At 65.0% G+C, this 24412-nt stretch carries 18 protein-coding genes and 3 tRNA genes; 6 read left to right on the top strand and 15 right to left on the bottom strand.

The features are described from left to right. Window positions 1–46: 46 nt before the first annotated feature. The 11 genes from IP91_RS00205 to IP91_RS00155 form a co-directional block, all read right to left on the bottom strand. Window positions 47–1984, bottom strand: a complete 1938-nt coding sequence (locus IP91_RS00205; protein WP_145646586.1) for a SurA N-terminal domain-containing protein — start codon at window positions 1982–1984, stop codon at window positions 47–49. 434 nt (window positions 1985–2418) lie between these two features. Then, a tRNA-Asp gene (locus tag IP91_RS00200) sits at window positions 2419–2495 on the bottom strand. A 302-nt stretch (window positions 2496–2797) separates the two neighbouring features. Further along, window positions 2798–2874: transfer RNA gene (locus IP91_RS00195), tRNA-Asp, on the bottom strand. A gap of 64 nt (window positions 2875–2938) precedes the next feature. Next, window positions 2939–3211 carry an HU family DNA-binding protein gene (locus tag IP91_RS00190; protein ID WP_145646584.1) on the bottom strand — a complete coding sequence of 91 codons (273 nt, stop codon included), beginning with the start codon at window positions 3209–3211 and terminating at the stop codon, window positions 2939–2941. 337 nt (window positions 3212–3548) lie between these two features. Further along, the gene (gene lon / locus IP91_RS00185) at window positions 3549–5960 is read right to left on the bottom strand and encodes an endopeptidase La (RefSeq protein ID WP_145646582.1); all 2412 of its coding nucleotides are present in this window, start codon (window positions 5958–5960) and stop codon (window positions 3549–3551) included. A 309-nt stretch (window positions 5961–6269) separates the two neighbouring features. Further along, window positions 6270–7538 (bottom strand): ATP-dependent Clp protease ATP-binding subunit ClpX, encoded by a 1269-nt coding sequence (gene clpX, locus IP91_RS00180; RefSeq protein ID WP_145646580.1) that lies wholly within the window; start codon window positions 7536–7538, stop codon window positions 6270–6272. 362 nt (window positions 7539–7900) lie between these two features. Beyond that, on the bottom strand, window positions 7901–8518 hold the full coding sequence (gene clpP, locus IP91_RS00175; RefSeq protein ID WP_371860595.1) for an ATP-dependent Clp endopeptidase proteolytic subunit ClpP: 618 nt from the start codon (window positions 8516–8518) through the stop codon (window positions 7901–7903). A gap of 140 nt (window positions 8519–8658) precedes the next feature. Continuing rightward, window positions 8659–9999 carry a trigger factor gene (gene tig / locus IP91_RS00170; RefSeq protein ID WP_145646576.1) on the bottom strand — a complete coding sequence of 447 codons (1341 nt, stop codon included), beginning with the start codon at window positions 9997–9999 and terminating at the stop codon, window positions 8659–8661. Between the two features lie 32 nt (window positions 10000–10031). Continuing rightward, window positions 10032–10118, bottom strand: a tRNA-Leu gene (locus IP91_RS00165). Window positions 10119–10354: 236 nt separating this feature from the next. Beyond that, a complete protein-coding gene (locus IP91_RS00160; RefSeq protein ID WP_145646574.1) occupies window positions 10355–13459 on the bottom strand; it encodes an efflux RND transporter permease subunit in 3105 nt (1034 codons plus the stop codon). Further along, window positions 13456–14601 carry an efflux RND transporter periplasmic adaptor subunit gene (locus IP91_RS00155; protein ID WP_229473698.1) on the bottom strand — a complete coding sequence of 382 codons (1146 nt, stop codon included), beginning with the start codon at window positions 14599–14601 and terminating at the stop codon, window positions 13456–13458. Before IP91_RS00155 ends, IP91_RS00160 begins: the two co-directional genes overlap by 4 nt. A gap of 196 nt (window positions 14602–14797) precedes the next feature. On the opposite strand from IP91_RS00155, the gene hpnC reads away from it, so the two are divergent. The 5 genes from hpnC (at window position 14798) to IP91_RS00130 (ending at window position 19800) form a co-directional block, all read left to right on the top strand. Continuing rightward, entirely contained in the window at window positions 14798–15616 is an 819-nt protein-coding gene (gene hpnC, locus IP91_RS00150) for a squalene synthase HpnC (protein WP_145646571.1), read from the top strand. Between the two features lie 40 nt (window positions 15617–15656). Beyond that, window positions 15657–16490 (top strand): presqualene diphosphate synthase HpnD, encoded by an 834-nt coding sequence (gene hpnD, locus IP91_RS00145; protein ID WP_145646569.1) that lies wholly within the window; start codon window positions 15657–15659, stop codon window positions 16488–16490. Between the two features lie 112 nt (window positions 16491–16602). Next, window positions 16603–17955, top strand: a complete 1353-nt coding sequence (gene hpnE / locus IP91_RS00140) for a hydroxysqualene dehydroxylase HpnE (protein ID WP_199754503.1) — start codon at window positions 16603–16605, stop codon at window positions 17953–17955. A gap of 235 nt (window positions 17956–18190) precedes the next feature. After that, a complete protein-coding gene (locus IP91_RS00135) occupies window positions 18191–18988 on the top strand; it encodes a DUF1700 domain-containing protein (RefSeq protein WP_229473695.1) in 798 nt (265 codons plus the stop codon). Continuing rightward, complete coding sequence (locus tag IP91_RS00130; protein ID WP_307724384.1) at window positions 18988–19800, top strand: GIN domain-containing protein; 813 nt, start codon at window positions 18988–18990, stop codon at window positions 19798–19800. The genes IP91_RS00135 and IP91_RS00130 overlap by 1 nt, the downstream gene beginning before the upstream one ends. Here IP91_RS00130 and IP91_RS00125 read toward each other — a convergent pair. Then, a complete protein-coding gene (locus IP91_RS00125) occupies window positions 19787–21055 on the bottom strand; it encodes a TIGR03862 family flavoprotein (protein ID WP_145646567.1) in 1269 nt (422 codons plus the stop codon). The genes IP91_RS00130 and IP91_RS00125 overlap by 14 nt on opposite strands. Before the next feature lie 73 nt (window positions 21056–21128). Here IP91_RS00125 and IP91_RS00120 point away from each other — a divergent pair, with 73 nt between their 5' ends. Beyond that, window positions 21129–21386, top strand: coding sequence for a hypothetical protein (locus IP91_RS00120; RefSeq protein WP_145646566.1), 258 nt, complete (start codon window positions 21129–21131; stop codon window positions 21384–21386). Here IP91_RS00120 and moaD read toward each other — a convergent pair. From moaD to thrC, 3 genes are read right to left on the bottom strand one after another with little or no spacing between them, the layout of a single operon-like run. Further along, the gene (gene moaD, locus IP91_RS00115) at window positions 21383–21640 is read right to left on the bottom strand and encodes a molybdopterin converting factor subunit 1 (RefSeq protein ID WP_145646565.1); all 258 of its coding nucleotides are present in this window, start codon (window positions 21638–21640) and stop codon (window positions 21383–21385) included. The two genes, IP91_RS00120 and moaD, sit on opposite strands and share 4 nt — an antisense overlap. 13 nt (window positions 21641–21653) lie before the next feature. Continuing rightward, window positions 21654–22868 carry a molybdopterin molybdotransferase MoeA gene (locus tag IP91_RS00110; protein WP_371860594.1) on the bottom strand — a complete coding sequence of 405 codons (1215 nt, stop codon included), beginning with the start codon at window positions 22866–22868 and terminating at the stop codon, window positions 21654–21656. Window positions 22869–22891: 23 nt separating this feature from the next. Continuing rightward, complete coding sequence (gene thrC, locus IP91_RS00105) at window positions 22892–24403, bottom strand: threonine synthase (RefSeq protein ID WP_145646563.1); 1512 nt, start codon at window positions 24401–24403, stop codon at window positions 22892–22894. Between the last annotated feature and the right edge of the window lie 9 nt (window positions 24404–24412).

Here is a 24412-nt window from a genome sequence, read left to right as displayed (position 1 = left end):
GCGCCGACGGCGGTGCGCTTGGTGTGGCTTGCTTGGTGTGCCTCGCTTACTGTGGCTCGTTGGACGCCTGCAGCGACGACAGCGGCTTGACGATCTTGACCTTCGCCTTTTCCTTCAGCACCTCGACATACGTGGCCATGTCCTGCTGCGCGACGACGGTGCCGATCTGCTCCTGGGCCGCCTTGCGGTTGCCTTCGTCCGACGTGGCCGGCTGGTGCACCTTGCCGATGCGGTACACGGCATAGCCCATGCCTGGCAGCTCCACGCCCACGTAGGCCGGCAGCTTCGATGCATCGGCCTTCAGCACGGCGCGCGCGGCCACCGGGTTGACGCCTTCGGCCTTGACGCGCGAGATCGTCTTCGGTGCCGTGAAGCCGGTCGTGTCGTCGGCCTTCTTCAATGCGGCCAGCTTGGCTTCGCCGGCAGCCTTGGCGGCCTTGACCGCTTCTTCCACGGTCACGCGCTGGCGAATTTCCGCCGTCACGTCCGCCAGCGGCTTCTTCGCGGCCGGCATGAATTCCACGATGCGGCCGGACACCAGCGTGCTCGGTGCCGTCTCGACGGCTTCCGTATTGCGCTTGTTCTTCAGCGAATCGGCCGAGAACAGGGCGGCCAGGAACTTGGCGTTGTTGTACGGCGCAGGTGCGGCACCCGGGGCCGGCGTGCGCGTCAGGCCGGCGGCCGTTTCGATCTTCAGGCCCAGCTTGTCGGCGACGGGCTTCAGGCTCTCCGACTGCTCGTAGACGGTGTTGGTGAACGTTTCCGCCACTTCCGAATACTTCTTGCCCGCTTTCTGCTTCTTCAGTTCGGCGGCGATCTCCGTCTTCACGTCGTCCAGCGGCTTGACGGCCGACGGCTTCAGCGACGTCACGGTGATCACGTGGTAGCCGAACTCGGATTCCACGACATTGCTCACCTCACCCTGCTTGAGCGCGAAGATGGCCTGCTCGACGGACGGCACCAGCGTGCCCTTCTCGATCACGCCCAGGTCGCCGCCCTGCTCCGCGGAGCCCGGGTCTTCCGACCTGGCCTTGGCCAGCTTGGCGAAGTCGGCCGGAGCCTTCTTCACGTCGGCCAGGATCGCTTCCGCCTTGGCTTTCGCGGCGGCCTTGTCGGCCGGCTTGGCATCCTTGGCGGCGGCGACCAGGATATGGCTGGCGCGACGCTCTTCCGGCGCCGTGTAGCGCGCGGCATTGCCCTTGTAGTAGGTGGCGACTTCGTCGTCCGACACGGTCACCTGGCTGGCGATCGCATTGGCGTCGAGGACCACGTATTCGATGCGGGCCTGCTCCGGCACTTCGTACAGCTTGGCGTTCTTGTCGTAATAGGCCTTGACCATGTCGTCCGTGACCTTGACGGAGGCGGCGAAGTCGGCGGCCGGCAGGGCCAGCTCCTGGACGTCGCGTTCCTGTTCCGTCATGTCCGTCACCAGCTTGGCGACGGTACGGGGCGCAAAGGCGCTGCCCTGGATGCCGCTCACGAGCTGCTGCGTGGCCATGTCGCGGCGCAGCGACTGCACGAAGCCGTCCGGCGTCATGCCCGTACGGGTCGACAGGTAGTTGGCGAACGCGGCCTGGTCCAGCTTGCCGTCCGCCTGCACGGCGCCCGGCACTTCCTCGGCGATCTCGCCCAGCGTCCGGTCGATCGTGGCCTGGCTGACGGTGAAGTGGCCGCGCACGACTTCGGACGTGACGGCGCGCTGCGCGATCAGGTTGTCCAGCACGGACTGGCGGAATTCGGGGGTGTCGAACATTTTCTGGTCGAACTGCGCGCCGAACCGCTGGCGATACGTGTCGAGCTGCTGGCGCAGCGCGTTCTCGTATTCCTGCTGCGTGATCGGGCGGCCGTCGACCTTGGCCAGCGTGTTGGCGTTGTTGCCGCTGCTGTCGTAGCCGGCCACGCCGACGAAGATAAACGACGGAACGATCACGATCGCCAGCAGGATCTGCATCAGGCGCTGATGCGTACGAATGAATTCAAACATGGGCCATTTTTGATGAGTTATGCACTACAAAAAAAAGGCGAACCCGCGTTCGCCCTCTGCTGCTCTCGCGATTATAGGGCGCACGTTCTGCTATAGCAAGGCGGGGGTTTGAAAAATTGGCAAGCCATTTATCGACAGCTCAAGCTTTCAAGGACCAGAATGAAAAAACCCCGCAGCGCTTGGGCGCTGCGGGGTTTTTGATATTCAAAACGGACGGGGCTCGCCGACATTCTGCCGGCCGCGGTTTCGCTTGCAAGCGAAACCCTTCGAGCCCAAAAACATGAGCCCCGCAGGGGGCTTATTCTTGCAACTATGTTCTGGCGGAGCGGACGGGGCTCTCCCACATCCTGCGGGCCGCGGTTTCGCTTGCAAGCGAAACCCTTCGAGCCCAAAAACATGAGCCCCGCAGGGGGCTCATTCTTGCAACTATGTTCTGGCGGAGCGGACGGGGCTCGAACCCGCGACCCCCGGCGTGACAGGCCGGTATTCTAACCAACTGAACTACCGCTCCAGGTAGTGATAACGAACGCTAGGTCCAGCGGACGTTACTTGCTGCTCGTCGTAAAACTTTTCGATTCCACATGCTGGACCGATGGGCTCGCCGACGTTCCGGCCGGCCGCGGTTTCGCTTGCAAGCGAAACCCTTCGAGCCCAAAAACATGAGCCCCGCAGGGGGCTTATTCTTGCAACTATGTTCTGGCGGAGCGGACGGGGCTCTCCCACATCCTGCGGGCCGCGGTTTCGCTTGCAAGCGAAACCCTTCGAGCCCAAAAACATGAGCCCCGCAGGGGGCTCATTCTTGCAACTATGTTCTGGCGGAGCGGACGGGGCTCGAACCCGCGACCCCCGGCGTGACAGGCCGGTATTCTAACCAACTGAACTACCGCTCCAGCATCCCTACAACGTGGTCTTCAGGAGCAACCAAACTGCAAGCCGGTTGCTCACCGAAGTCCGTTAGTTTACAGCATCTTTCAGCGCTTTGCCAGCTTTAAATTTCGGCACTTTTGCTGCGTCGATGGTGATCTCTTCCTTGGTGCGCGGGTTGCGGCCGGTGCGGGCGGCGCGTTCGCTGACCATGAAGGTGCCGAAGCCGACCAGCGTGACGCTGTCGTTCTTGGCCAGAGTGGTGGTAACGCCATCGATCAGCGCGTCCAGCGCGCGTGCCGCGGCCGCTTTCGAGATGTCTGCGGAGGTGGCGATATGGTCGATCAGTTCAGTCTTGTTCACAGCTTGTTCCCCGTCACAAAGGTTTAAATCGTTTAAATCGTTTATACCGTTGAACGACTGGGCCGCGCACGGTACAAAGTAAGGCAGAGAAAAATCTCAGGCCGTATTAAACAGGCGGGCGTTACTCTGTGTCAAGGCGGAAAGATGTAAAAAGGGGCATGCAAAAAGTGAAATCGGCGAAAATCCGAGCCCCTCGGCCGCCATCGTGGAAAAACGCAGCCGGGATCGGCAAAAACGAACGGCAAAGCGAAGCGGGATGCGCCGGGCCGGCACGATGGGCACGGGCAAAAAAACGGGCACCCGAAGTTGCCCGTCCGTGACCGCGGGGTCTGCGAAATCAGTGCTTCACGACTTCGGTCTGGCCTTCCGGCTTCTGCGCGGCGGCGGCCACCGGCTCCACGGCCGGCACATCCGGCAGCGCTTCCGGCTGGCGTTCCAGCGCGATCTCCAGCACCTTGTCGATCCAGCGCACCGGCACGATCTCGAGCTTGTTCTTGACGTTGTCCGGAATCTCGGCCAGGTCCTTCACGTTCTGCTCGGGGATCAGCACCGTCTTGATGCCGCCGCGATGGGCTGCCAGCAGCTTCTCCTTCAGGCCGCCGATCGGCAGCACTTCGCCGCGCAGCGTGATCTCGCCCGTCATCGCCACGTCGGCGCGCACCGGGATGCCCGTGTACACCGACACCATCGCCAGCGTCATCGCGATACCGGCGGACGGACCGTCCTTCGGCGTCGCGCCTTCCGGCACGTGGATGTGCATGTCCTGCTTCTCGAACACCTCCGCCTTGATGCCCAGGCGCTGCGCCCGGCTGCGCACCACGGTGCGAGCGGCCTCGATGGACTCCTTCATCACGTCGCCCAGCGTACCGGTGCGGATGACATTGCCCTTGCCCGGCATCGACACGGCCTCGATGGTCAGCAGGTCGCCGCCCACTTCGGTCCAGGCCAGACCGACCACCTGGCCGATCTGGTTGTCCTTCTCGGCCACGCCGAAGTCGTAGCGGCGCACGCCCAGGAACTTGTCCAGGTTCTTCGGCGTGACGAGCACCTTCTTCTCGGTTTTCGACAGCAGCAGCATCTTGACGACCTTGCGGCAGATCTTCGACACTTCCCGTTCCAGCGAACGCACGCCGGCTTCGCGGGTGTAGTAGCGGATCACGTCGCGGATGGCCGCTTCGTTGACCGAGATCTCGCCTTCCTTCAGGCCGTTGTTCTTGATCTGCTTCGGCAGCAGGTAGCGCAACGCGATGCTGGCCTTCTCGTCTTCCGTGTAACCGGACAGGCGGATGACTTCCATCCGGTCCAGCAGCGCCGGCGGGATGTTGTACGAGTTCGAGGTCGCCACGAACATCACGTCCGACAGGTCGAAGTCCACTTCGATGTAGTGGTCCGAGAACGTGTGGTTCTGTTCCGGATCCAGCACTTCGAGCAGGGCCGACGATGGATCGCCGCGGAAGTCCGCGCCCATCTTGTCGATCTCGTCCAGCAGGAACAGCGGATTGCGCACGCCCACCTTCGACAGCGACTGCAGCACCTTGCCCGGCATCGAGCCGATGTAGGTTCGGCGGTGGCCGCGGATCTCGGCTTCGTCGCGCACGCCGCCCAGCGCCATCCGCACGAACTTGCGGTTGGTGGCCTTGGCGATCGACTGGCCCAGCGACGTCTTGCCGACGCCAGGAGGACCGACGAAGCACAGGATCGGGGCCTTGAGCTTGTCGACGCGCTGCTGCACCGCGAGGTATTCCAGGATGCGTTCCTTGACCTTCTCGAGGCCGTAGTGGTCCGTGTCGAGCACCTTCTCGGCGTTCGACAGGTCGCTGTTGACCTTGGATTTCTTCTTCCACGGCAGGCCGACCAGCGTGTCGATGTAGTTGCGCACGACGGTCGCCTCGGCGGACATCGGCGACATCAGCTTCAGCTTCTTCAGTTCGGCGTTGGCCTTGTCCAGTGCCTCCTTCGGCATCTTGGCGGCGATGACTTTCTTTTCGAGCTCGTCGAAATCGGCGCCCTCCTCGCCCTCGCCCAGTTCCTTCTGGATGGCCTTGACCTGTTCGTTCAGGTAGTACTCGCGCTGCGACTTCTCCATCTGGCGCTTGACGCGGCCGCGGATGCGCTTCTCGACCTGCAGGATGTCCAGTTCGCCTTCCAGCTGGCCGAGCAGGTGCTCCAGGCGCTTGGCGACGTTGAATATCTCAAGGATGACCTGCTTCTGCTCGAGCTTGAGCGGCAGGTGCGCCGCCACCGTGTCGGCCAGGCGGCCGGCATCGTCGATGCCCGACAGCGATGCCAGGATCTCGGGCGGGATCTTCTTGTTCAGTTTTACGTACTGGTCGAACTGCTGCACGATCGCGCGGCGCATTGCTTCGATCTCGGAGTCGTCGCCGATCTCGGAGTCCAGCGGCTGCAGCTCGGCCACGAAGTGCGTGGGCGTGTCGGTGATGTTGCGAATGCGGGCGCGCTGCGAGCCTTCGACGAGCACCTTCACGGTACCGTCCGGGAGCTTCAGCATCTGCAGGATGTTGGCAACGCAGCCGATCTCGTAGATGTCGGCCGGGGACGGTTCGTCCTTCGCGGCAGCCTTCTGGGCGGCAAGCATGATGCTCTTGCCCTGCTCCATGGCTGCTTCCAGCGCCTTGATCGATTTAGGACGGCCGACGAACAGTGGTATCACCATATGCGGGAAAACGACGACATCCCGTAAAGGCAACAACGGCAGTTGGGTCTGCTCAGTTAATTTGGAAGTTGTCATGGCGTACCTTATATAAAAGCATGTTTATGATGTAGGCGCTTGCAGCCGAATCACAAGACCCGCCACCGAATTATTCTCGACAATAAATGCCGACAATATTGGCAGCGTTGCTCTAAAAGACATCAGCGGAAATAAAAAAGCCACGCGCGACAAGCGCCGCGAGTGGCTTTTCGAATGAAGCCTGCTTCTCTTATTGGTTTCGATTGTACTGCCGTTGCTCCACGGATGCAAAACGCTTTTTCAAGCGGCCCGCCGGCGCACGATTCAATCAATCAATTGCATGCCCGATTGCCCGGCATGCGGTCCCAATCAATTCTCGCCGGAGGCTTTCGGCGTTTCCTGATAAATCAGCAACGGCTTTGCACCCTGGGTAATCGTGTTTTCATCGATGACCACTTTCGTGACGTTCTGCTGGTTCGGCAGATCGTACATGATGTCCAGCAGCGCGTGCTCCAGGATGGAACGCAGGCCGCGGGCACCCGTCTTGCGGGCCAGCGCCTTCTTAGCGATGGCGTGCAGGCCGGCCGGGCGGATTTCCAGCTCGGCGCCTTCCATTTCCAGCAGCTTGCTGTACTGCTTGATCAGCGCGTTCTTCGGCTCGATCAGGATCTGGATCAGCGCTTCTTCCGTCAGCTCGGCCAGCGTTGCGACGACCGGCAGGCGGCCGACCAGCTCGGGAATCAGGCCGAACTTGATCAGGTCTTCCGGTTCCGCTTCCAGCAGGATATCGCTGTTGGAGCGCTGCTCCTGGCTCTTCACGGTGGCGGAGAAGCCGATGCCGCTCTTTTCGGAGCGGTTCGAGATGATCTTCGCCAGGCCATCGAACGCGCCGCCGCAGATGAACATGATGTTCGTCGTGTCGATCTGCACGAAGTCCTGGTTCGGATGCTTGCGGCCGCCCTGCGGTGGCACGGAGGCCATCGTGCCCTCGATCAGCTTCAGCAGCGCCTGCTGCACGCCTTCGCCGGACACGTCGCGCGTGATCGACGGATTGTCGGACTTGCGGGAAATCTTGTCGATCTCGTCGATGTAGACGATGCCGCGCTGGGCCTTCTCGACATCGTAGTTGCAGCTCTGCAGCAGCTTCTGGATGATGTTCTCGACGTCTTCGCCCACATAGCCCGCTTCCGTGAGCGTGGTGGCATCGGCGATCACGAACGGCACGTTCAGCATGCGCGCCAGCGTCTGGGCCAGCAGCGTCTTGCCGGACCCCGTCGGGCCCACCAGCAGGATGTTGCTCTTGGCCAGTTCGACGTCGTCTTTCTTGCCCAGGTGCTTCAGGCGCTTGTAGTGGTTGTAGACGGCCACGGACAGGATGCGCTTGGCAGTCTGCTGGCCGATCACGTACTGGTTCAGCAGCTCGGCGATCTCGTGGGGCGTCGGCAGGTCCGACTTGGCACCCGTCACGGATTCGATGCTGGACGTCTCGTCGCGGATGATGTCATTGCACAGGTCGATGCATTCGTCGCAGATGAAGACGGAAGGTCCGGCGATGAGCTTCTTGACCTCGTGCTGGCTCTTGCCACAAAACGAGCAGTACAAAAGTTTTTCGCCGCTGGAGGATTTTTTGTCGGACATGGGACTTTTCTTTAGTTACAAGAATGGGTACTGCACAAAGACTGAGCTTCGGCACGCAAGGAACCGCGCCAGGCCAGGCCGGACAGCGGTCCGCGATGCGCGGGCGGAATCACGGAGAGGACCGGACGGACTGCGCACCGGGTCGGGAAAACCGCCCTCCACGACCTCGTTGCAATCTATACGGCATCTGGTCATTAAAACACCAGTACACCTGGCTTCGATCCCGCGTAAAGCTCGGCATGTGATGGGGCAAGAAGTCCTGCTCACAACCACATGCTACCCGAAATAAAAATAAAACGCCCGGCACGTTGTAGCGTCCGGGCGTTTTTTTCGCGAACTCGCGATGGCGCGCTTACGCTACATCAAGAACGGGTCGTCAGGACCTTGTCGATCAAACCATATTCGGCCGCTTCGTCGCCGGACATGAAACGGTCGCGGTCGGTGTCCTTGGCGATCTGGTCGATCGACTGGCCGGTACGCTCGGCCAGGATGCTGTTCAGGCGATGGCGCAGATACAGGATTTCCTTCGCCTGGATCTCGATATCGGATGCCTGGCCCTGCGAACCACCGGACGGCTGGTGGATCATGATGCGGGAGTTCGGCAGCGAGAAGCGCTTGCCCTTCGCGCCGGCGGCCAGCAGGAAGGCGCCCATCGAGGCGGCCATGCCGGTGCACAGCGTGGACACGTCCGGCTTGATGAACTGCATCGTGTCGAAGATCGCCAGGCCGGCCGAGACGGAACCACCCGGCGAGTTGATGTACAGCGAGATGTCCTTGTCCGGGTTTTCGCTTTCCAGGAACAGCAGCTGTGCCACGATCAGGTTGGCCATCTGGTCATTGACCGGGCCGACCATGAAGATCACGCGCTCTTTCAGCAGGCGCGAATAGATGTCGTACGAGCGTTCGCCACGACCGCTCTGTTCGATGACCATCGGCACCAGGCCGAGCATTTCCGTGTCCAGTGCCGGATTGCGGTTCATTCCGATCATTCTCTTTCCTTGTGAAGCAGCGCGGCCGGCTGAAGTGCGTGATTCACGTACCGTCAGCCGGCCGGCGCCGGTAATTAGCAGAGAGTAACCTCAGCAGAGAGTACCCTTGCAGCGGTTACCCCACGGGCCGATCAGCCCTGTGCGGTGCTTCCCATCAGTTCGTCGAACGGCACTTCCTTCGCCGACGTCTTCGACAGGCCCAGGACGTAAGTGACGACGTTTTCTTCCAATACAAGAGCTTCCACCTCGGCCAGGCGGCGGCGGTCGCTGTAGTAGTACTTCAGCACTTCGCGCGGATCTTCGTAGCTTTGTGCGAAGTCCTCGATCTGCGCCTTCACCTGCTCCGGCGTGGCGGCCAGTTCGTTCTCGCCCACCAGCTGCGACAGGATCAGGCCCAGGCGCACGCGGCGTTCCGCCTTTTCCTTGAACAGCTCCGGCGGGAATGGTACATCTTTTACGTTCATGCCGCGCGATGCCATGTCCTGGCGGGTCATCTCGGCCAGGCGCTCGGTGTCCTGGTCGATCAGGGCCTGTGGCACGTCCAGCGTGGCGGTGTTCACCAGCGCGTCCATCACGGCTTCCTTGTTGCGCGCCTTGACGCGGCCATTGACTTCGCGTTCCAGGTTGACCTTGATGTCTTCACGCATCTTCGCCAGGTCGCCATCGGCAACGCCCAGCGATTTGGCGAACTCGGCATCGACTTCCGGCAGGTGCGCCCATTCCAGGTTCTTCAGCGTGATCGTGAATTCGGCGGTCTTGCCGGCCACGTCCTTGCCATGGTAGTCCTCGGGGAATGGCAGCGGGAAGGTCTTCGACTCGCCCACTTTCAGGCCCACGGTGGCCGTTTCGAATTCCGGCAGCATGCGGCCTTCGCCCAGCACGAACGTATAGTCGTCGGCCTTGCCGCCTTCGAACTCGACGCCGTCGATCTTGCCGACGAAGTCCACCGTCACGCGGTCGCCATTGGCGGCCACGGCTGCACCGCCGTCGCCGTGTTCACCGGCTTCACCCTTGGTGTGGAAGTGCACGCGCTGCTTGCGCAGGATGTCGATCGTCTTGTCGATCTCGGCATCCGTCACGGACGATTTCACGGTTTCGATCTCGACGGCCGACAGGTCGCCGATCGTCACTTCCGGGTAGACCTCGAACGTTGCATCGAAGGTCAGCTGGCCTTCCGGCGAGTCTTCCTTCGGCTGGATGTTCGGGAAACCGGCCACGCGCAGCTGGTTTTCGTTGGCAGCGTCGTTGAAGGCGCGGCCGACCTTGTCGTTCAGGACGTCGGTTTCGATCTGGTAGCCGTACTGGGCTGCCACCATCTTCATCGGCACTTTGCCCGGACGGAAGCCGGGAGCGCGCGCGGACTTCGCCTGGACTTTCAGGCGCTTTTCCACTTCGGTGCGGACATCCGACAGCGGGAAGGAAATCGTGAGTCGGCGTTCGAGTTTGCCCAAGTTTTCGACAGCAGTTGCCATGTAAAAATCGTCCAAAAAATTGTAAATACTGTTGGTGCGAGGAGGGGGACTCGAACCCCCACACCATTGCTGGCGTCAGGACCTAAACCTGGTGCGTCTACCAATTTCGCCATCCTCGCGCTATCGGGGACCTCGAAAAGCCGTCGTGCCGTGCACGGCGCTTTTCGTGATCCCCAGGTCCGTCAAAACGGCATAAAAGCAAAGGGCGACCATTCAGTGAAAACGGGTCGCCCAACCCTGCGGTAGCACAGGGGCTTTCAACTTCAACACGGCATTTTACTGGGTTTTCCCAAAAATGGGGACGAATTTTGACCTTTCGCCAACTGGGCCATATTCATCATGAAACTGGGCCATTTCATTCTGCGGGCCGAGGCCGTTTCACGCGGAACCAGGCCGCGTACAGGGCCGGCAGGAACAGCAGGGTCAATGCCGTCGCGAGGACCAGGCCGCCCATGATGGCGACCGCCATCGGGCCCCAGAAAACCGAGCGCGACAGGGGAATCATCGCCAGTGCCGCGGCAGCGGCCGTCAGCAGGATCGGGCGGCAGCGGCGCACGGCCGATTCGATGACGGCGTCCCATGGCGCGGCGCCACCCTTGATGTCCTGCTCGATCTGGTCGACCAGGATCACCGAGTTCCGGATGATCATGCCGAACAGTGCGATGATGCCCAGGTTGGCGACGAACCCCAGCGGCCGGCCCAGCAGCAGCAACGCGAACGCGGCGCCCGCCACGCCCAGCGGCCCGGTCAGGAACACCAGCAGCGACCTGGAAAAGCTGTGGAGCTGCAGCATCAGCAGCGTAAAGATGAGGAACAGCGCCAGTGGCAGGTTCACGGCGATCGACTGCTCGGCCTCGCCGCTGTCCGACGCGGCACCCTTCTCCTCGATCGCGTAACCAGCCGGCAGGCTCGCGCGCAATTTGGCCAGCGCCGGATTGATCTGGCCGGAGACGGTCGGCCCCTGGATGCCCTCCACCACGTCCGACTGCACGGCGATCGCCCATTCGCGGCCCAGCCGCCAGACCACGCCCGGCTCCCACACGAACTGCACGCGCGCCAGTTGCGAGATCGGCACCGAGCGGCCGGACGCCGTGGGCACGTTGGTGTTGTTCAGCACGGACATGGTCTGCCGCTCGTCCAGCGGCTGGCGCACCTGGATGTCGATCAGCCGGATGCCCTCGCGGAACTGGCCGACCGTGGTGCCGGACAGGATCGTGTTCGCCACCCGCATCACCGTCTGCGTCGTCACGCCCAGCGCGCGCATGCGGTCCTGATCGAGGTCGAGGCGCAGCACCTTCACCGACTCGTTCCAGTTGTCGTTGACGCCCACCGTCCCGGCATTGGCGCGTACGATGTCCTTCACCTGGTCGGCGATGGCGCGCACCTTCTCCACCTCCGTGCCCGTCACGCGGAACTGCACGGGATACGGCACCGGCGGTCCATTCGGCAGCAGTTTCACGCGCCCGCGCACTTCCGGGAATTCGCGCTTGAACACGTCCGTGATCGTCTTCTGCAGCGCGGCGCGGGCCTGCAGGTCCTTCGGCAGCACCACGATCTGCGACACGTTCGTCTGCGGGAAGATCTGGTCCAGCGGCAGGTAGAAGCGCGGGCTGCCCGTGCCCACATAGCTCGTCACCGACACCACGCCGGGCTGCTTGCGGATGAAGGCCTCGAATTTCTTGACCTGCGCCTCGTTGGCCGTGAAGGCCGTACCTTCCGGCGACCACATCTCCACCATCAGCTCCGTGCGCGACGAATCGGGGAAGAACTGTTTTTCGATGAAGTTGAAGCCGTACACGCCCAGCGCAAACACCAGCAGGGTGGCGGCAATCGTCGTCTTGCGCCACGTGACGCACCAGGTCACCACGCTCCGGAAGCGCCGGAAGCCGGGCGTGTCGAAGGGATCATTTCCATGCCCATGGTCATTGCCGCCATCGGCATGGGGTTTCACCTTCAGCAGAATGTAGCCGATGTACGGCGTGAACATCACCGCCACCACCCACGACGTCACGAGGGCGATGGCATTCACGGAGAACAGGGAGAACGTGTATTCGCCGGCCGTCGATTTCGCCAGGCCGATCGGCAGGAAGCCGGCCACCGTGATCAGGGTCCCCGTCAGCATCGGCAGCGCCGTGGACGTGTAGGCAAACGTGGCCGCTTCCAGTCTCGATAACCCCTCCTCCATTTTACGGACCATCATTTCGACGGCGATGATGGCATCGTCCACCAGCAGGCCCAGCGCGATGATCAGCGCACCCAGCGAGATCTTGTGCAGGTCGATGTCGAGCATGCGCATGAACAGGAACGTCACGGCCAGCACCAGCGGAATGGTCAGCGCCACCACCAGGCCGGGGCGCACGTCGAGGCGCAGCTTCGGCTTGGTGTGCAGGCCCAGCGCGACGAAGCTCACCGCCAGCACGATCAATACCGCCTCGATCAGCGTGTGCACGAATTCGCCCACCGACGCCGTGACGGCCTGCGGCTGATTCGACACGCGTTCCAGCTCGATCCCCACCGGCAGCTTGGCCTTCAGGGCGGCGACGGTCTTTTCCAGTTCCTCGCCCATCGTGATGATGTTGCCGCCCTTTTCCATCGACACGCCCAGGCCGATCACCTCTTTACCGTTGAAGCGCATCTTGTCCTGCGGCGGGTCCTGGTAACCGCGCTTGATGGCAGCGAAGTCGCCCAGCCGGAACGTGGTGCCGTTGGCGCGCAGCTCCAGGTTTGCCAGGTCCTTCACGGTGGCCAGCGCACCCGTCACGCGCACCTGCAGGTTGTCGGTGGGCGTGACGAGCGTTCCGGTCGACTGGATCGTGTTCTGCGTGGCGATCTGGTCGACGATCTGGTCGAACGGGATGCCCAGCTGGGCGAACTTCTGGTGCGAGAACTCGATGGTGATCTTCTCGTCCTGCACGCCGAACAGCTCCACCTTGGCCACCTTGCCCACGCGAAGCAGCTGCTGGCGCACGAAGTCCGCGTAGTCCTTCATCTCCGCGTAGGTGAAACCGTCGCCGGAGAGTGCGAAGATCGAGCCGTAGGTATCGCCGAATTCGTCGTTGAAGGTGGGGCCGATCACGCCCTGCGGCAGCGTGCCGGCGATGTCGCCGACTTTCTTCCGCACCTGGTACCAGGCGTTCGAGGTTTCCTTCGGCGGCGTGGATTCGCGCAGCGACAGCAGGATGAGCGTCTGGCCCGGCTTCGAATAGCTGCTGATCTCGTCGATGTACGGCGTCTCCTGCAGCTTCTTCTCCAGTTTGTCCGTGACCTGGCTGGCCATCTGCAGCGCGGTGGCGCCGGGCCAGAAGGCCTGCACGACCATCACGCGGAACGTGAACGGCGGGTCTTCGTCCTGGCCCAGGTTCTGGTAGCTGAGGATGCCGCCGATGAGCATCACGGCGATCAAATAACGCGTGAGCGGGATGTGTTCCAGCGCCCAGCGCGACAGGTTGAAGCCCTTCATTGCGCACCCGTGGCGGCGGGTGCCCGCACTGCGTCCTGACCTGCTGCCTGACCTGCGGCCTGGCCGGTCTCGCTCGCCAGGATGCTCACCTTCTGGCCCGGCTTGAGCAGGTGCACGCCGGCCGTGACGACGGTCTGGCCGGCCGTCACGCCGCTGCCGAGCACGATATCGTTGCCGTCCGCGCCGAGCACGGTGACGGGCACCAGCTTCGCCACGCCTCCCTGCACGACCCACACCGACGTGGCATTGCGCTCATGGAACAGCGCCGTCAGTGGCACCTTGATGCGCGGCTGTGCCGACCTCGATTCGAACTGCACGACTGCCGTCATGCCCAGCTTCGCGGCCGCCAGACCGGCCGGCAGCGTCACCTTGAAGGCGTAGGTGCGCGTCGCGGGATCAGCGACCGGCGACACTTCGCGTACCTTGGCCGCTACCGGCGCGCCCGGCACGGCCCACAGCCGCACCTTCACGTTCGCCACATTGCGCAGCTGGTCCACGCGGTCTTCCGGCACGCCGAACACCACTTCCTTTTCATCCGTGCGGGCCACGCGCGCGACCACCGTCCCGGCCTCCACCACCTGCCCCGCTTCGGCGGCCAGCACGGTGACCACGCCATCGACATCGGCTGTCAGGTTCGCATAGCCGGCCTGGTTGCTCTGCTCCCGATAAGCCGCGCGTGCCGCCGCCACATTGGCTTCCGCCGACTTCAGTGCCGACTCCTTGGTATCGAGCACCGAGGCGGCCACGAAATTCTGCGTGCGCAATTCGCGGTAGCGCTTCAGGTCGGCCAGCGCCAGGTCGCGCGCGGTTTCGGCAGCGCGCAGCGTGGCCAGCGCCCCCGCCTGGCCGAGGCGCAGGTCCTGCGGATCGAGCTGCATCAGCACCTGGCCCTTTTTCACCATGGTGCCCACATCCACCTTGCGGGCCACGATCTTGCCCGGCACCCGGAAGCCCAGCTGCGATTCGTAGCGGGGCCGCACCTCGCCGGAAAACTCGGCATTGACGTCCACGTCGCTGCTCTGCAGGACGATGGCGCGGACCGGGCGGATGTCTTCGGCTTTCTCGGCCGGTTTCGAGCAGGCCGCCAGCAGCCCCAGTACTGCGAGCCAGGCAAGGCGATGGGAGCACTTCGGGAGATGCACGGTATTTTCCTTCATCGGTTGCGGCGGCCGGACGGCACACCAGGGCGCACGCGGCGATCCCGCATTGCCTGGATCCCGTCCAGCCTCTATGATTGCGGCCTGATATAAATGACTTTCCATTTAATAACAAAAAATTATAGTCGGCGAGGTCGTTTTTGCAAATGACTTTAACGTCAGTAATAAATCAAAGACGTCCATGGCTGTCGATCATTATGAAAACTTCCCTGTCGCGTCGCTGTTGCTGCCGCGCCGGCTGGTGCCCGCCGTGCAGGCCATCTATGCCTTTGCGCGCAGTGCCGACGACATCGCCGACGAGGGACCGGCCACGCCCGCCGAACGCATCGCCGCGCTGAAGGACTACGAGGCGGCGCTGGTGCACATCGAACTGGGCCAGCCGCCGGCGGACCCGCTGTTCCAGAACCTGGCCGCCACCATCGCCGCGCACGACCTGCCGTACCGGCCGTTCCACGACCTGCTGTCTGCGTTCCGCCAGGATGTGACGGTGTCCCGCTACCAGACGTATGAAGAGCTGCTCGATTACTGCCGCCGCTCGGCCAACCCGGTGGGACTGCTAATGCTGCACCTGTACGGCGCCGCCACGGAAGAAAACGTGCGCGATTCGGATGCCATCTGCACGGCGCTCCAGCTGATCAACTTCTGGCAGGACGTGGCGATCGACCGCCAGAAGGAGCGCATCTACGTGCCGCTGGAAGACCTGGCCCGCTTCGCCGTCTCGCCGGCCCACCTGCACGAGCCGCATGGCAAATGGCGCACGCTGATGCGCTTCGAGGTGGAACGCACCCGGGCGCTGATGCTCTCCGGTGCGCCGCTTGCCACCCGTCTGCCGGGCCGCATCGGCCTGGAGCTGCGCATGATCGTGCAGGGCGGGCTGCGCATCCTGGAGGCGATCGAGGAAGTGGACTACGACGTGTTCCGCCGCCGCCCCACGCTGCGGCGCGCCGACTGGCTGAAAGTTTTCTGGCGCGCACTGCGGATGCGCCGGGCTTCCCTATAAAATAGCGGCTTCGACCGCGCAAGATCAGAAAAACCAGTCCATGTCCCCCGACGAATACTGCCAGCAGAAAGCCGCCCAGAGCGGCTCGAGTTTTTATTACAGCTTCCTGTTCCTGCCGCCGGAGCGCCGGCGCGCGATCACGGCGCTGTACGCGTTCTGCCGCGAAGTGGACGACACGGTCGACGAGTGCACCGACGAATCCCTCGCCCGCATCAAGCTGACCTGGTGGCGCACCGAGGTCGCCGCCATGTACGAAGGGAAGCCGAACCACCCCGTCACGCAGGCACTCAAGCCGCACCTGGCCGTCTACGGTCTGCAGCAGGAGCACATGCAGGCCGTGATCGACGGCATGGAGATGGACCTGAACCAGACCCGCTACCTCGATTACGCCGGCATGAGCAAGTACTGCTGGCACGTGGCCGGCGTGGTGGGCATCCTGTCGGCCAGCATCTTCGGCGTGACGCGCCCGGAAACCCTGCGCTATGCGGAGAAGCTGGGCCACGCGTTCCAGCTGACGAACATCATCCGTGACGTGGGCGAAGATGCCCGCAAGGGCCGCATCTACCTGCCCGTCAACGAGCTGCAGCAGTTCGGCGTGACGGCGGCCGACCTGCTGAACGCCCGCCACACGGACAACTTCACGAAACTGATGGCGTTCCAGACGGCGCGCGCGCAGCAGGCCTACGACGAGGCCTTCGCGTTGCTGCCGAAGGAAGACCGTCGCGCCCAGCGCCCCGGCCTGATCATGGCCGCCATCTACCGCACGCTGCTCGACGAAATCGAGCGCGACGGCTACCACGTGCTGACCCAGCGGATCTCCCTCACGCCGATCCGCAAGCTGTGGCTGGCATGGAAGACCTGGATGCGCGGCTGATGCCAACCCATTCCACCAGCCAACAATTTCCAAAATTCGGGGACTGTCCCCGTTTTTTGGAAATATTTGCGTGGGGCACTGAAAAGTGGCTTGAAACGGCCCATTTTGTGGGCTGCGCAGGGGCTGGCGGGGGCGCGGGGTGAGGGTTGCGGTGGTGGGGGGCGGGTGGGCCGGGTGTGCGGCGGCTGTCGCGCTGGCGCAACGGCGTGGCGTGGAAGTGACGGTGTTCGAGGCGGCGCGCACGCTAGGCGGCCGCGCCCGCCGCATCGAGGCGGGCGGCAAGGTGCTCGACAACGGCCAGCATATCCTGCTGGGCGCCTATGCGCAGACGCTCAAGCTGATGCGCCAGGTGGGTGTCGACGTCGACCAGGCCATGCTCACCGTGCCGCTGCAGATGCGCTATCCGCCCGGCGGCATGGATTTCGTGGCGCCCCGCCTGCCCGCGCCGCTGCACCTGGCGGTCGCGCTGCTGCGCGCCAAAGGCCTGGCGCGCGCGGACAAGCTGGCCATGGCGCGCTTTTCCACCACGGCGCGCTGGATGGGCTGGCGCCTCGACGTCGACTGCACCGTCGCCGAACTGCTGGAACGGTTCGACCAGACGCCACGCCTGGTCCAGCTGATGTGGCGCCCGCTGTGCCTCGCCGCGCTGAACACGCCGCTCGAGACGGCATCGGCGCAGGTGTTCCTGGCCGTGCTGCGCGACAGCCTGGGCGCGCGGCGCCACGCTTCCGACATGCTGCTGCCCCGCCATGACCTGTCCGCACTATTCCCCGACCGCGCCGCGCAGTGGCTCGCGAAGCGCGGCGCCACGGTGCACGCCGGCGTCAAGGTCGATGCCATCGCGCCCCAGGAAAACGGCTGGCGCATAACGGCAACCGGAGGGGCGATCGGCGGCGCCCAGACCCAGGACTTCGACCGCGTGGTGCTCGCCACGTCGACCGCGGCCGCCGCCGCACTGCTCGCACCGCTGCCGGAAACGGCCGCACTGAGCGCGCAGCTGGCAGCATTCGAGACGGCGCCCATCACCACCTGCTACCTGCAATACGGCCCGGCAGAACGGCTGCCACAGCCCTTTTTCGCGCTGGAGGACGATGCCGCGGCAGGCCGCTGGGGCCAGTTCGTGTTCGACCGGGGCCACCTCGATGCGGCGCAGGCCGGCCTGCTTGCCGTCGTCATCAGTGCCGCCGATGACGCAGCCGCTGTGCCGCAGGCCGACCTGGCTGCTGCGATCGCGGCGCAGCTGGCGGCCACCTTCGGACGGCCGGCCCTGGCGCAACCCGCCTGGAGCAAGGTGATCACGGACAAGCGCGCCACGTTTGCCTGCAAGGCCGGCCTGGTCCGCCCCGCCAACGGCACGACGCTCGCCGGCCTGGTGCTGGCCGGCGACTACACGGCCGGCGACTACCCCGCCACCCTCGAGATGGCCGTGCGCAGCGGTACGGCTGCCGCTGCGCTGCTGCGATGAACCGCCTGTCCCTGCCGGTGCCCGCCTGCCCCCGCCTTTCCGCAGCCTGTCGCATGTCCTTGGCATGCTCCTTGCGAAATCCATACAGTGCCAGCATCGGGCATTTCGTGGAGGCGGCAATGAAAACAGGCAGGACGGCACTGGCCAGCCTGATGGTCATCACGGTGGTTGCCCTGAGCGCGCTGGCCATCGTGCGCCTGGCCGGCCATCCGCTGGCGCTGCAGCTGGCACTCAAATGAGCGATTGGGCAGCCATGAACAGGCAGGACTATCTCGGGGCACTGGAACGGGCGATGGCCGGCCTGCCGCCGGCCACGGTGGCGAAAACGCTGGGCTACTACGAGCAGCGTTTCGTCGATGGCGTGAACGCCGGCCGGGGCGAGGCCGACATCGCGGCCGGGCTGGACGACCCGCGCAGGATCGCCATGACGCTGCGCGCCAACGCGCACCTGGAATCGTTCGCGCGCCGCCGCACGCCCGCCGGTTTCGGCCGCATGGCGCTGTCCTTCCTGGGACTGGCCATGTTCAACCTGTTCATGATCGTCCCCGCCGCCGTGTTTTCCGCGCTGCTGCTCACCGTCTACGTCTGCTCGTTTTCCTTCTATGTGGGCGGCATCGCCGTGACGGCCAGCGGCCTGGCCGGCGCCAACGAGATGGTGCTGGCCGGCCCGCTGCACCGCTGGATCGATTTTTCCGACGAGGGCGACCCGTCGCGCATCCAGACCCGCGTGTCGATCGGCTCGGACGGCATCCACCTCAGCCAGGAATCCTCGCCCGGCCTGGAAGAGGAACTGGCCGCCGACGGCAGCCGCTCCGGCCGCCTGCTGGACAGCGCCGAGGCGATGGCGGACGGGAACCTGCGCGTCAGCGTCGACCCGGAAGGCGCCTCGCGCGTGGCGCAGACGATGATCGGCTGCGGCCTGGTGCTGGGCGGGATCGGCCTGTTCCTGCTGTCGCTCGTCGTCACGAAGTACACGATGGTGGGCGTGCGCCGCTACGTGCAGATGAACCAGTCGCTGCTGCGGGGCCGTTGATGCGGATCCGCACCCTCTTCAAGGTGGGCGTGGCGCTGCTCGCCCTCGCCATCGCCCTGATCGGCCTGTCCTACAGCATGCTGCGCGCGCAGGGCGTGGCGAATCCGTCCACCACGGCCGGCCGCGTCACGCGCGCGGAAAACCGCGAGATCGGCCACGGCATCACGGCAGTCGACCTGCAGGGGCCCATCGACCTGGTGCTGCGCCAGGGCGACCGGCCGTCGCTGAAGGTGCGCGGCGAACAGCGCCTGCTGGCCAATGTGGCGGCCGTGCAGGAAGGCGCCACGCTGCACATCGGCACGACGGGCATGGTGTTCCACCACAAGCGCCCGCTGCAGGTCGAGGTGGTGCTGCCGTCGCTGCAGTCGCTCACCGTGCGCGGCAATGGCGACAGCGCGGTGGCCGGCTTTTCCGGCGAATGGCTGCAACTGGTGCTGAACGGCTCCGGCTCGCTGGCCTTCACGGGACGCTACCGCCACATCAATGCGTCCGTGCACGGCAACGGCAACCTGGAGCTCAAGGCGGGCAACGGCGAAGAAGTGGCGCTGGCCATCTACGGCTCGGGCGTCATCAACGTGTCCGGCAGCGCGGACAAGCTGGCCACATCGCTGACCGGTTCCGGCACCATCGATGCGCAGCACATGGCGGCCAACCTGGTCAACGTGGAGATCAAGGGCTCCGGCACTACCGAAGTGTTCGCGCGACAGGCGGCCGCCATCGCGGTGGCCGGCAGCGGCGACGTGATCGTCTACGGCAATCCGGACACCCGCAGCGTCAGCCGCACCGGCTCGGGCGAGGTCACGTTCGAGTAGGCGTAGCCGGCTGTTCCGCCAGCCAGCGCGCCACGTCATCGGCCACCGCCACGCCGCTGGCCAGGCAGGCCGTCAGCAGGTAGCCGCCGGTGGGCGCTTCCCAGTCCACCATCTCGCCGGCCACGAATACGCCCGGCAGCGCCTTCAGCATCAACCCTTCCAGCGCTGCGAACCGCACGCCGCCGGCGCTGCTGATGGCCTCGTCGATGGGCCGCGGCGCGCGCAGCGTCAGCGGCAATGCCTTTAGGGCCCGCGCCAACGTGGCCGGATCGGCGTATTGCTCGCGGCCGAGGCACTCGTGCAGCAGGCCCGCCTTCACGCCGCGGATGCCGAGGCGCCCCTGCAGGTGGCTGGACAGCGAGCGGGCGCCGCGCGGCCGCGTGACTTCGGCCAGCACCCGTTCGGCTGGCAGATCCGGCAGCAGATCGAGCTCGATGGTGGCGCTGCCGGCAGCGGCGATCTGGTCGCGCAGCGGCGCGGACATCGCATAAATCAGGCTTCCTTCGACGCCGCTGGCCGTGACCACGAACTGGCCCTGCCTGCGCACGCGCGCACCCGCGCCATCGGTCCAGGTCGCCGCCACCGTCGTCAACGGCTCGCCCGCGTGACGCGTGGCGAAATGGTCGCTCCAGCCCACGTCGAAGCCGCAGTTCGACGGCACCAGCGGCGCCACCTCGACCGCACGTTCCGCCAGCAGCGGCACCCAGGCGCCGTCCGAGCCCAGCCTGGCCCAGCTGGCGCCGCCCAGCGCCAGCACCGTGGCCGCCGGGTGCACCAGCAGCTCGCCCTCCGGTGCGGCAAACCGCAGCGCATCGCCCTGCCAGCCCAGCCACCGGTGCCGCTGGTGGAACTGCACGCCGCCTTCGCGCAGCCGGTGCAGCCAGGCACGCAGCAGCGGCGCTGCCTTCATTTCGGTCGGAAAGACGCGGCCCGAGGTGCCGGCGAACGTCTCGATGCCCAGCCCGTGCACCCAGTCGCGCACCGCGTCCGGTCCGAACGCATCGAGCATCGGCCGAAGTTCGGCAGCCCGTGCGCCATAGCGCGTGACGAAGCTTGCATATGGCTCCGCATGCGTGATGTTCATGCCGCCGCGGCCGGCCAGCAGGAACTTGCGGCCGACGGACGGCATCGCATCGTAGACGTGCACGGCCAGGCCGGGCCGGCGCGCCAGCACTTCGGCCGCCATCAGGCCGGCCGGGCCGCCGCCGACGATGGCGACGCTGTTCGAAGAGGATGGGGTCGATGCTGGAGTCATGGGTGCAGGATTGTAGTGCAAAACGGCGCCCATCCCGGCATACTGGCCGTCACGAACAACGGAGGAGGCTGAGATGGGAGCTGGCTACTGGATCGGGCGCTACCTGCTGGCGGCCCTGCCGCTGTTTGCCATTCTGGCGGCGGTGGAATGGTTCAAGGGGACCGCGGGCACGACGGAAATCGTCACGGCCGCGCTGTGGGCCGCAGCGGCCGCGGCGATCTTTACCGGGGCCGCCTGGCGCCGCTACCGCAAGGCGCTGTCCTGCCCGGTCTGCGATGGCGTCACGCCGCGCACCGGCAAACCGGCCGGCCGCCAGCGCTCCCGAGGCTAGCCGCCCGTCACGGGCGGGAAGAACGCCACTTCGGCGCCTTCCGACAGCGGCGTGGCCGCATCGCACATCGTCTGGTTGCAGGCAGTGCGCAGCGCACGGCCTTCGCCGAGCGCCTCGGCCCACGCCCCGCCGCGCGCCACCAGCAGCGCACGCAGTTCGCCCACGGTGGTCACATCGTCCGGCACGTCGACCGGCTCGCCGGAAGTGCCCAGCTTTTCGCGCACGCTGGCGAAGAATTTCAGTTGCAGCTTCATGTCGTGAAAGTACTCAATACAGGAGTTCGGTGAACGGGGTGAAACGCACGATGTCGCCGGCGCGCACCGGCTGGCCGGCCGGATTGTCGACCAGGCCGTCGCCCCACACGGTGGAGGTCAGCACGCCGGAACCCTGGTTGCCGAACAGGTCCAGGCCACCGGCCCCATTGACTTTCACGCGCAGGAATTCGTTGCGGCGATCGCCCTTCCAGTCGAAGTCGGCACGCAGCGGGAAGGACAGGGCTGCCTGTACTGCCGCCCCCTGCAGCTTGAGCAGGAACGGCCGCACGAGCAGCAGGAACGTGACGAAGCTCGAGACGGGATTGCCCGGCAGGCCGATGAAGAAGGCATCGCCGGACTCGCTGCTCGCTGCCCTTCTCACTTCGCCGAACGCCAGCGGCTTGCCCGGCTTGATGCCGATCTGCCACATGTCCAGGCGCCCTTCCGCCTCGACGGCCGGCTTGACGTGATCTTCTTCGCCCACCGATACACCGCCGGAGGTGATGATCAGGTCCGCGTCCTGCGCCGCCTTGCGCAGCACGGCGCGGGTCGCGTCCAGCGTATCGGGCACGATGCCGAAATCGGCGATCTCGCAGCCCAGGTTTTCCAGCAGCGCGCGCAAGGTAAAGCGGTTCGAGTTGTAGATCGCGCCCGGCGCCAGCGGCTCGCCCGGCATGGCCAGCTCGTCGCCAGTGAAGAACACGGCCACGCGCAGCTTGCGCAACACCGGCAGCGTGGCAAGACCGACGGAGGCGGCCAGTCCCAGCTCCTGGCTGCGCAGGCGCGTGCCGGCCGTCAGGATCACGCTCCCCTGCATGATGTCCTCGCCGGCGCGGCGCACCCATTCGCCCGCCTGCGGCGCGTGGCGCACGGTGACGCTGTCGCCTGCCGCTTCGCACTGCTCCTGCATGACGACGGCATCGGCGCCCTCCGGAATCAGCGCGCCGGTGAAAATGCGCGCCGCAGTCCCCGGTTCCAGCGCCGTGCCCACATGCCCGGCCGGGATGCGCTGCGAGACCTTCAGCACCGCCGCGCCGCTGGCGCAGTCGGCGGCGCGCACCGCGTAGCCGTCCATCTGCGTGTTGTCGTGGGCGGGTACCGTCAGCGTCGAGACCTGGTCGGCGGCCAGCACGCGGCCGTTGGCCTGCAGCGTATCGACCGCTTCGACATCGGCCAAGGGACGGCAGGCGGCCAGCAGGAAGTCCAGCGCCTCCTGGCGGGTGAGCATCGGCTTGCGCGCTTGCGACATCGTCACAGGCCCGTGTTGGCCGCGATGTAGGCCTTCATCTTGTCGACGTCGGGCGGCATCACGGTGAATTTCTGCGGCAGCGACTCGATGTCCTCGAAACCGGCCGGGCGCTCGGCATCCTCGCCCAGCGCTTCCAGGATGGTTTCGTTGAACTTGGCGGCCAGCGCCGTCTCCAGCACGATCATCGTCACGCCTGGCTTCAGGTGCTCTTTGGCGACCTTGATGCCGTCCGCCGTGTGCGTGTCGATGACGATGCCGTAGTCGTCGGCCACGTCGCGGATCGTCTGCACGCGGTCGGCATGGGTGGATTTGCCGGAGACGAAACCGTACTGCGCCACCTTGGCGAATTCGTCGCCATCGCTGTTCGGGCCGCCGGAGAGATCGAAGCCGCCGTCCGCCTCCACCTTCGTGAACAGCGCCTTCACCCGTTCCGGGTCGCGACCCACCAGATCGTAAATAAAACGTTCGAAGTTGGACGCCTTGCTGATGTCCATCGACGGGCTGCTGGTGTGGTACGTTTCGGCGGACTTGCGCACGCGGTAGATGCCGGTCGTGAAGAATTCGTTCAGCACGTCGTTCTCGTTGGTGGCCACCACCAGCTGGTCGATCGGCAGGCCCATCATGCGCGCGATGTGGCCGGCGCAGATATTGCCGAAGTTCCCGGACGGGACGGTGAACGACACCTTCTGATCGTTCGACGCGGTGGCCGCCAGGTAGCCGCGGAAGTAGTACACCACCTGCGCCACGACGCGCGCCCAGTTGATGGAATTGACGGTGCCGATCTTGTGGCGCGCCTTGAATGCCAGGTCGTTCGAGACGGCCTTGACGATGTCCTGGCAGTCGTCGAACACGCCTTCCACGGCGATGTTCAGGATGTTCGGGTCCTGCAGGCTGAACATCTGCGCCGTCTGGAACGCGCTCATCTTCTGGTGCGGCGACAGCATGAACACGCTGATGCCGCGCTTGCCGCGCATCGCATACTCGGCCGCGCTGCCCGTGTCACCGGAGGTGGCGCCGAAGATGTTCAGCTGCGCATCCTGCTTGGCCAGCGTGTATTCGAACAGGTTGCCGAGCAGCTGCATGGCCATGTCCTTGAACGCCAGCGTGGGGCCGTTGGACAGCGCCTGGAGCACGAGTTTCTTGCCGTCGCCCTCTTCCAGCACGCGCAGCGGCGTGATGTCGGCCGCGTTCTCGCCTTCGCGCGCATTGCGGTAGACGTCCGCCGTGTAGGTCTTGCGGGCCAGCGCCTGCAGGTCGGCGGCCGGGATATCGGTGGCGAACTTGCTGAGGATTGCCACGGCCAGGTCCGCATACGACAGCTTGCGCCACGCATCGAGTTCCGCGCCGCTCACCTGCGGATACTCGGCCGGCAGGTACAGGCCGCCGTCCGGGGCCAGGCCGCCGAGGAGAATGTCGCTGAACCGGGCACTGGGCTGTGCACTGGACTGCGCGGAAGCTTGCGGGGAAGACGATGCTGCGGCCGACGCGGCGGCGCGGGTGGACACGTAGTGCATTTTCAGGAA

Origin of the sequence: Pseudoduganella lurida (assembly GCF_007830455.1) — a bacterium.
Lineage (GTDB): Bacteria > Pseudomonadota > Gammaproteobacteria > Burkholderiales > Burkholderiaceae_D > Rugamonas > Rugamonas lurida.
Note: the sequence above shows the minus strand (reverse complement) of the source record. Positions and strands in the feature narration are given on the sequence as shown.